Source organism: Deltaproteobacteria bacterium, from assembly GCA_020848745.1.
Classification (GTDB): Bacteria; Desulfobacterota; Binatia; order UTPRO1; family UTPRO1; genus UTPRO1.
The window spans coordinates 1-6,047 of sequence record JADLHM010000068.1 but is presented as its reverse complement, the minus strand read 5'-3'; the positions used below and the strand labels follow the sequence as shown (position 1 = coordinate 6,047).

Annotated in this window: 4 protein-coding genes; 1 reads left to right on the top strand and 3 read right to left on the bottom strand. The window is 67.1% G+C overall.

Annotated elements, in window-relative coordinates:
• A partial coding sequence (locus IT293_10410) for a hypothetical protein (protein MCC6765065.1) occupies positions 1-1,716 on the bottom strand: 1,716 nt, incomplete at its 3' end.
• 274 nt (positions 1,717-1,990) lie between these two features.
• Between IT293_10410 and IT293_10405 the strand changes: the two genes are divergently transcribed.
• The gene (locus IT293_10405; protein ID MCC6765064.1) at positions 1,991-2,203 is read left to right on the top strand and encodes a DUF2283 domain-containing protein; all 213 of its coding nucleotides are present in this window, start codon (positions 1,991-1,993) and stop codon (positions 2,201-2,203) included.
• Between the two features lie 31 nt (positions 2,204-2,234).
• Here IT293_10405 and IT293_10400 read toward each other — a convergent pair whose 3' ends face one another.
• A complete protein-coding gene (locus IT293_10400) occupies positions 2,235-5,771 on the bottom strand; it encodes a DUF4215 domain-containing protein (GenBank protein MCC6765063.1) in 3,537 nt (1,178 codons plus the stop codon).
• 40 nt (positions 5,772-5,811) lie between these two features.
• On the bottom strand, positions 5,812-6,047 hold a 236-nt coding region (locus tag IT293_10395; GenBank protein MCC6765062.1), incomplete at its 5' end, for a hypothetical protein.

The following is a 6,047-nucleotide window of genomic DNA, read 5'->3' as shown; positions in this document are numbered from 1 at the left end:
CGCGACCACGAGCGAGCCTTGCGGGCCGGTGACGAGCTCCCAATCGAGCGGACCCGCCGCCACCGCGTCCGGCGTGCCGTCGATGGTGACGCCGCTCGGGTTGTTGTCGTTCGCGTAGGTCATGCCGAACGCGGCCGCGCTGTAGTCGTGGAAGACCATGATCGACGGGATCGCGTGTACGCGCAGAAAGCTCGTCTCGTCTTCCCGGCCGCGATAGTAGATGTGCTGACGTTGCGCGCGCGGTCCGCTGTTGGCGCCGACGTAGGAACGGATGGCGCGCACGGGGCCGGCGCGGTTGGCGACGAACGCGCCCTCGATGTTCGTCGAGCCGTCGCGACCGGTGAACGAGTCCTCCGTCCGGACACAGTAGTCGGGGAAGAACTGCGTCTTGTGGCGGTCGAGGATGTCGACGCCGGTCGCACCCCCCTTGAAGATGCGCAGCTCGTCCTGCACCCAGCGATCGATGAAGCGGCGCGCGTAGACGTCGGTGGTGACCGTGGTGTCTTCGGGGTTCGGATTGGTCGTGAGGTTGTAGGTCGTGAGGTACGGCCCGGAGAGCAAGTCGAAATCGTACGTGACGTACTGCTCGCCGGCGGAGGGATCGAGCGCGCCGGTCTGCTGGAAGAGGTAGACGTACCCCGTCTCGCAGCTCAGCGGGTCGACGATCGCGAGCTCGACACCCGTGCCGCCGACGACGCCCGCCGGCGCCGACGCGGAGCCCGCTCTTGCCGTTCCCACGTCCGCCGCCATGAACACGACCTCGTCGTCGGCGTCGACGGTCGCGTCGGGATCGGGGCCGGTGAAGGTGCCTGCGTCGGTGTAGTCGAGGCGGGTGAAACCGCCGCCGCAATTGCCGCCGCAGAAAGGGCTGCCCCCGGCATGATCGTAGACGTCGTCGAAGCTGATGACCGCCCGCTCGTCCACCTGCACGGGCACCTGCTCCCAGCCGCCGTCGTAGCGGAACGCGACGAGGTCGCCCGGCGCGATGCCGTTCAGGCCCGCGATCTCGGCACCCGTGAGGACGACCGGATCCTCCGGACGCGCGAGCGGGCCCGCCGGATCGAGAAGGCAGGCCTGCGTGTCGAGGAACGCATCGGCCGCCGTCTTCAGCGTCGCGCCCTGGCTGCCGGCGGTTGCGCAGTCGCCGGCCGCGGCCCCCTTGTCGAGACAGCCCTTGAGACCGTCGACGAGCTTCGCCGCGGTCTTGGCCGTGCAGCCGCCCGGCGCGTTGTCGACGACACCGCCCTTGCCGGCGGCCTTCGCGTAGCAGCCCGTGATGCCCGCGACGTACTTGCCGACGCACTTGTTCTTGGCGGCGTCGCATTTGCTGCCGCCCGGAGTGAACCCGACCGTCGCAGCGACGGAATCCGTGTACGCGAGCGTCCGAGCCGCGAATGCCGACCCGTTCCCGGTGCCGCCCGGGCACGACGGATACTTCACGTCGAGCTTGCCGAAGGCGCTCGTCAGCTTGCCGCTCGCCTTGGTCACGCACTCGCCGGCGAGCGGGTCGCCCTTCGCCGCCGCCTTGCTCTGGCAGCCAGTCTGGGCGGCGGCGTCTTTGCCGAGCGTCTTGATCTTCCCCGCGAGACACTTGTCGACGGTGAAAGTCGACCGGTAGGCGTACGCGTCCGGCGCGATGATCGCTGTCGCGAGCAGCATCACAACACCGATCCGCCAGGTGGTGACGTTCATCGTGTTCCTATTCATCTTGGTCATGTCTGACGATCCTTCCCTCGATCCGCTTCGTCGTTGAATGGTGAGCCGTCGTCCTCATGCGATGTGACGAATGGCCAAGACTCCCACGTCGATTCGATTCTCCAGCCATGCGATGCAGCAGCTTTCCTTCCGCGGCGCGTCCGAGTCCCGGGTGATCGGGCACACTGGAACGGGAAGTGGTACGACACCAAGCGGGTACGGCCGATCTTCGTCGACGAGGCAGGTGTGATCGTCGTCGTGACCGTGTACGTCTACTACTTCTGAAGGAGCCCTCGTGAAGATCACCTACGACCACGCCGTCGACGCGCTCTACATTCGTTTCAAAGAGACCCCCGTCACGACGCAGCATCTCGCCGACGGCATCGCCGCCGACTACGACGCGGACGGGCGGCTTGCGGGCATCGAGATCCTGGACGCCGCCAAACGTCTCGGCGATCCCGCGGTCTTCAAGGAAGTGACCCTCGAGGAGGTATCTCTCGGTCGGTAGCATTCGCGTGCACATTCCGCTCCTCGGATCCTCAATCCGCCTTGGCCGCGAACGAGGCCGGATCGTTCTTGCTGGGGCTGCTGTACGTCGCGCCCCAGCAGGTGCCGTTCGACGCGTGCAGCTGCACTATGAGCGGCGGCGTGATGGCGAGGGGTGTCGGCAACGACATATCCCCGCCCTTCGCCTTCATCTGGATCTTTGCCTTCCCCGCGGGGACACCCGCCTTCAGCTGCAGCTGCTGAACCCCGTTGGCGGCGCCGTCCTTGTCCTTGTAGCTGAAGCTTCCAGGCTTCGCGGCCCAGCACGCCTTCCCGGCGCAGGTGCCGGCGGGCGGCACGGCCAAACGCAGATGCAGGCCACCCGCATCGTAGACGCAGAGCGTGTAGTCGGTGGCCGCCGTCGGATCGCCGAGATCGCCGCCGCTCGTCGCCGCGCCCTTCAGCCACTTCCATTGCAGCTGATCCTTGGCCGGGTCGGCCGCGTTCTTGATCTGGAACGACGCCTTCCCGCTCTGGATCGGCGCCCGGCAATCGACCCGCGGCGCAGTGCCGCAGACGTCGACCGCGAAGGTCCACGTGCTCGCCGCCGAGGTCAGCACCACGATCTCGATGTCCTCGCCGTTCGCGAGTAGGCCGCGGCTGGTCACGCAAGGATCGGGCGACGCTTCCCCGGCGGTACCAGTGCAGGCAGGCACCTCCGCACCGTTGCGGAAGACCGGAATGTTCGCGGGCGTCAGGCCCGACGCCAGCGAGGGATCGATGGTGAACGCGAAGCGTAGCGGCGCCGCAGCGGTCGCTGGCGGCGCGGTGATGATCAGCTCCTGCCCGAGGAGCCCGAAGCCGACACCACCAGTGCCGCTCGTCGGTTGGCGCGTGATGCTGACGGTCCCGCCGGTCGGCGTCGTGACCCCGGTCTCGAGCGGATCGAGCGCGGTGGCTCCGTTGCCTTCGAGGTCACTGCTCACCGTGCCCGCCGGTGTGGTGTTAGCCGTCACGGTCTTCGGCGTGAGGGTGCAGTTCGCCTCGCATCCGTCGGCGTCGCCGTCGTCGGCGTCGCCCGCGTCGCATTGCTCGTTCCCGACGCGGATGCCGTCGCCGCAGACCGCTGCGCAGACGCTCGGCGAGCCGGAACACGTCCAGCCCGGCTCGACCGTACACGTCGCCGTGCAACCGTCGAGGTTCCCGAGATCGCCATCGTCGCAGGCTTCGCCCGCATCGACGACGCCATTGCCGCAGGTCGCCACGCAGACCGACGGCGTCCCCGAGCAGGACCAGCCCGTCTCCACGCGACAAGTCGCCGAGCAACCATTGCCGTCCGTCGTTCCGCCATCGTCACACTCTTCCAAGCACCCCAGCGAGATGTTGCCGTCGCCACACAGGGAAGATGTGCCGACGCACTGACCCACGACGCACTGATCGCTTGTCGTACACGCGCTACCGTCACTGCAGGGGCCGCCATTCTGCGGCGCCGGCTCGCAAGCATCCTGCGCTTCGTTGCACTCACCAGTCGCACACGTTCCCGACGCCGCGGAGCAGTCGCGCGGTCCGCCCGCCACACAAGCCGCCGCGGAGCAGGTATCGCTCGCGGTGCAGAACAAGCCGTCCTCGCACGGGCTCCCGTTGGCCTCGTCGACGCACGACGGCGCGCAGCAATCGCCGGTGAAGGCGTTGCCGTCGTCGCAGCCTTCGCCGGGATCGAGGAATCCGTCCTGGCACACCGGCACCAGCCGGAGGACACCCGAGCCCGCGGTGGCGACGAAAAGCCGACCTCCCGGCGCATCGACCGCCATGTCCAGCACAGGCGCACCCTCGAACTCGTGTCGACTGGTCACGAAGCTCCCGTTGACGAGCCGCGCCACGACAACGGCGGTACCGCCGGCAGCGTACAGGCGATCTGGTGCGGCCGGATCGACCCACAGCGACACCACCCCGAGCATGTCGAAGGCGAGGCTCCACGTCGCGCCTCCATCACTGGTTCGGAAAACCGCGCTGCCGTTTTGGGCATACACCACGTTCGGTTGGGTCGGGTCGGCCGCGACGGCGAAAGAATCCCCCACGAACGCGGTAGGAGCCCATGTCACGCCGCCGTCGACGGTCTTCTGCACGCCCGAGGAGCCGTTCCAAACGGCCGCGTAGATCGTATTGGCGTCGACCACGGCGATGTCTTCGACGATGCCCGTCGGCGGAGCGATGTTCTGCGACGTCGCGCCGCCGTCCACGCTGCGCACGAGGGCGCCGCCATACCCGTAGAGCCCGCTCGGAGCGAGCTCGACCCGACGCCCCCCGAGATTGACTGGCCCCCAGGTCAGACCACCGTCGGTGGACTTGTTGGTGGCTCCCCAACCCGAAGCGTAGAGGGTGTCGCTGTCGTTGGGATCGACCGCGATGTCCCAGAAGACGTCGTAGGTGAGGCCATTGATCGGAAGGCGCTGCCACGTCACGCCCTCGTCCCAGGTTCGGTACAGTCCCTTCGTCGCCGCGCTTGCCGCGTACAGGATCGACGGACTCGAGGGATCCAACGCCACCCCCCTGGCGATCCACGGCGGCCCTTCGAGCTCCCATGAGGCACCGGCATCGTCGGTGATGGCGACCCCGAGGTCGTTGGAAGCCGCGATGATCCGCGCGGGATTGCCGGGCTCGAGCGCGATCGCGGACACGTAGCTTTCGTCGAAAACGAGACTCCAGGAATTGCCACCGTCGATGCTCTTCGCGATGCCGTCGTATCCGGCGACATAGACGATGGTACCCACGGTCGGATGGATCGCGATCGCCTTGACGATCCCACCCGCGACGTCAGATCCCGTCAGCACCCAGCTCGACGCGCCATCACCCGATACGTAGACCCGGCCATCGGCCGTACCCGCATAGAGATGGGTGGGATCCGTCGCGTCCACAGCGACAGCTCGCAGGTGGGTCGTCGGGATGCCGGTGTTCGCCGCGGTCCAATTCGCACCGCCATCGACGGACTTGATGATCCCGTTGTCGCCGGTCGCCGCGTACAGGACGGACGCGTTGATCGGATCGACGGTGAGACCGTAGATGTACCCGATGTTGGACGCCTGAAGATTCCAGGTGGCGCCACCGTCGAGGCTGCGCCTGATGCCTCCGGTTCCACTTCCGAGACTGACGTACATCGTTCCCGGGCTCGACGGGGCCGCCGCCAACACGCGACACCCGGACACGCCGGCGTATTGCCACGTCGTTCCGCCGTTCGTCGATCGGTAAACTAAGCCGCTGGCGGGATAGCTCGTTGCCACACATACCACCATGACGTCCGGATTGCCGCTGTCGAACACGATCGAAAGGAAGACGCGCTCTGAGGACGCCCAGGGTCCGTCCACGGGGGTCCAGTTGACGCCGCCGTTCGTGCTCTTGAAGAGGCCATCGACTTCGGCACCGATGAAGATGGTGTCGGTGTCAGAAGGGTCGAATGCGAGAGACACCACACTACCGCCGGGCGGTCCGTCGCCCTCCCATACACCGCCCACAACAACCGATGGCACCAGCAGCGCGAGACATGCCAACAACACGACGAGAGCAGGAGCATTCGGGGTATAACGTTCGGTCATCGGCTTCTCCCACGAGCAAGTGAACCGCGTTTTCGCACCTTCAATCCGCCTTGTCCTTGAACGTCACGCCGTCGTTCTTCGTGACCGGCGGGAAGCTGTACGTCGCGCCGAAGCAGACGCCGCCGCTCGACGGTTTGAGCTGCACGGTGAGCGGCGACGTCAGCATCGAGAGATCCACGTCGGGCAGAGCGAGTCCCTTCCCCTTCACCTGGATCTTCGCCTTGCCGGCGGCGCCTTCGCTGAGCTGGAGCTGCGTGATGCCGGACGGCGTCGCGG